Origin of the sequence: Streptomyces mayonensis, assembly GCF_018982965.1 — a bacterium.
Lineage (GTDB): Bacteria > Actinomycetota > Actinomycetes > Streptomycetales > Streptomycetaceae > Streptomyces > Streptomyces mayonensis.
On the sequence record NZ_JACBYP010000247.1, the window covers coordinates 1 to 2,485 of the forward strand.

2 protein-coding genes are annotated in these 2,485 nt (G+C 75.0%); both read right to left on the minus strand.

Translation table 11 applies throughout. The features are described from left to right. Positions 1-307: 307 nt before the first annotated feature. Positions 308-763: a DUF6238 family protein gene (locus tag HZS56_RS37615; protein ID WP_216725294.1), complete on the minus strand. Its 456-nt coding sequence runs from the start codon at positions 761-763 to the stop codon at positions 308-310. A gap of 46 nt (positions 764-809) precedes the next feature. After that, on the minus strand, positions 810-2,279 hold the full coding sequence (locus HZS56_RS37620; RefSeq protein ID WP_216725295.1) for an SCO6880 family protein: 1,470 nt from the start codon (positions 2,277-2,279) through the stop codon (positions 810-812). Between the last annotated feature and the right edge of the window lie 206 nt (positions 2,280-2,485).

A 2,485-nucleotide genomic window follows, 5' to 3' on the forward strand; every position in this document is an offset into this window, starting at 1 on the left:
GCGGTTGGGGTTGGCGCGGGGGGCGACGGCGTGGGTCTGGGGGGGGGGGGGGTGGCCTTTTTTGCCGCCGGGGGCGGTGGGGGGGCGGGGGCGGCCGGCGGGAGGGTAGGTGGCGCGCAGGTCGGGGTCGTGGCCGGGGGAGGTTCGGCGGGTTTCGGGTCGGCTGGCGTCGCGGGCCTTGTCGCGGGCGGCGGTGAACTGGTGTCGGGCCGTACGAGCGGTGCGGCGGTCGGATTTGTGGGGGACAAATAGCGGGCTGGCGCTGGCGCGGGGCGAGTTGAGGGGCATGGCGGTGGTGCTCCGGTGGTCAGTGGCGGGTCAGTCCGGTGAAGGGGTCGCGCAGATCGGCCGGTGTGTGGTCCCGGCGGACGCGGGCGGCGGTGGCCAGGTGGCGTCGGCAGATACTCAGGGCGGGGGCGCCTTCGGGTAGCCGGGCCCGGCACGCCTCCCGGCTGGGAAGATGGCCGGAGTCTGGGCGCGGGGCAGCGTGGAAGGCGGTGTGCAGGTGGTCGGCTGCCTGCCACAGCCGGACCCGGCAGGCCCTCAGGTGGTCTCCCTCGGCGCGGGCGACCGGTGCGGTGCGTGCGGCGTGCGCGTCCAGCAGGTCGTACAGGGCGATCAGGTGGGCGTGCAGGGCGTCCAGTTCGGGTCGTTCGGCAGCGTCCTGGGCGACCGGCATGTTGATGGCCCGGTGGAAGTCGAGCGCGGCGGTGGCGAATGGGACGAAGTCCGTAGCCGGTTCGGGCAGGGGCTCGGGCGGCATGAGGGGTGCCCTTCGGTTGAGCGCGGAAAACGGTGGTGCGGGTGCGCTACGGGCGGGCGAGCGGCAGGGCCGCGGTGGTGAAGGCCTCGGCCTGCTGCCAGGTCAGCGGGCGCAGGTCGATCAGGGCGGCGACGGCCGCGGTCTCGATCGCTGCGCAGGCGGCGTTGAGCTGCTCGTCGCTGTCCGCGCTGACGGTGAGCAGGCCGGTCAGGGCGACATCGGCGTGTCCGGCGATCAGCTGGCGTTCGCGCTGCTTGATGTCGGCGTACTCGACGGAGTCCTCCTCGGAGTCGACCTGGCCCTTGCGGGCGCGCTCGGCGGCGTCGGCGATGACGGTGGCCTTTTTGCGCTGCACGTCCTTGAGGGCGGCGTCGAGTCCCTTGGGGGCGTAGGTGAGGGAGAGGCTGCGTCGGATGCCGGTGGTGAACAGGAGCTGGTGCAGGAAGCCCGGGTTGGTCTCGATGCGGGGCCAGTTTTCGATCCAGAAGGTGGCGTGGTGGGCGGAGTCGGTCTGGATGCGGTCGGCCTTCTCGAGGAGGACGACCGGGCCCGCGGCGGCGGGGTCGGCCTGTGGCCGGCCGGAGTCCGACCAGCGGTCGAGGGCGGCGGAGGCCCCAGGGTCGTAGGCGGTGCGGATCACGGCGGCGATCTCGGTCGCGGGCAGCCAGCCGGACGGTGCGAGCCCGGAGTTGCGGGCGGACTGGTCGAAGGTGGCGGTGAGCTGGGCGAGGACGGCGAAGGCGCCGGTCAGTCCGCCGCCGGCCTGGTTGATGAGGCGGCGGGCGGCCTTCAGGTCGAGGGCGATCGCCACGTAGGCCTCGTGCGGGGCAGCGGCAGGGCCGGCGGCGGCGAGCAGGTCGGTGTAGATCGGGCCGGCAAGCGGGGTCTGCGGGTCGCCGTGCTCGGTCCAGTAGCGGTTGAGGGCGTCGCCGGAGTCGGGGACGGTGCGCTCCAGGACCTGGACGCGGGCGATGTGTCCGGTGCGGGCGAGCGCGGCCAGGGTGCGGCCCCAGCCGGAGACGTTGCCGGACTGGGTTGCCGGGTCAAGGAGGGCGTACGCGCGGGAGGCGACCTTGACCACGGCGGTCAGCGTGCCGTTGTGCGGGTCGTGGACCGCGCCGAAGCGTCCGTTCGGCGCGGTGGTCACGCGCAACGAGGCAGCGGTGCCCGGCAGGTGCAGCAGTCCCTCGCGGCGGGGCCGGGTAGCGGGTCGGGCGAGCCAGAGCAGCTGGCCGCGGAAGCGGCGCAGCACGTAACGAGTCACGATCGGCGCCCAGTCGGCGAGCGCGCGCCCGCGGTGCCGGACGAATACCCCGGCCAGGACCAGCAACCACAGCGGGGTCAGCTCGAGGGCCCCGGTCACGCCAGAGGAGAGCAAGACGGCGAGGAGCAGTAGTCCGGTGGTCGCGACGACGATCAACTGGGGTGCGGTGAGGCCGAGCAGGATGCCGCGGCGCGAGCGGTGCGGGAACTTCACGGTCGCGGGATCGTCGGGGTGGGGAGCGTCAGAGAGCATGGCGAGGGTGTCCTTGGAACACGAGCTGAGAGCGGAAGCGGTGAGCGGTGGGGGAGAGGAGCCGGGGGGGGGGGGGGGGGGCCCCGCCCCCCCCCCCCCCCCCCCCCCCCCCCCCCCCGCCGGGCGGGGGGGGGGGGGCCCCGCGCGGCGGGGGGGGCGCCGCGGGGGGGGGGGGGCGGGGGGAGCGGACGGCCACACAGCCCCGA

Coding starts and splice junctions, on each gene's coding strand:
- HZS56_RS37620 (WP_216725295.1), bottom strand. CDS start 2,279: ATGCTCTCTGACGCTCCCCACCCCGACGATCCCGCGACCGTGAAGTTC.
- HZS56_RS37615 (WP_216725294.1), bottom strand. CDS start 763: ATGCCGCCCGAGCCCCTGCCCGAACCGGCTACGGACTTCGTCCCATTC.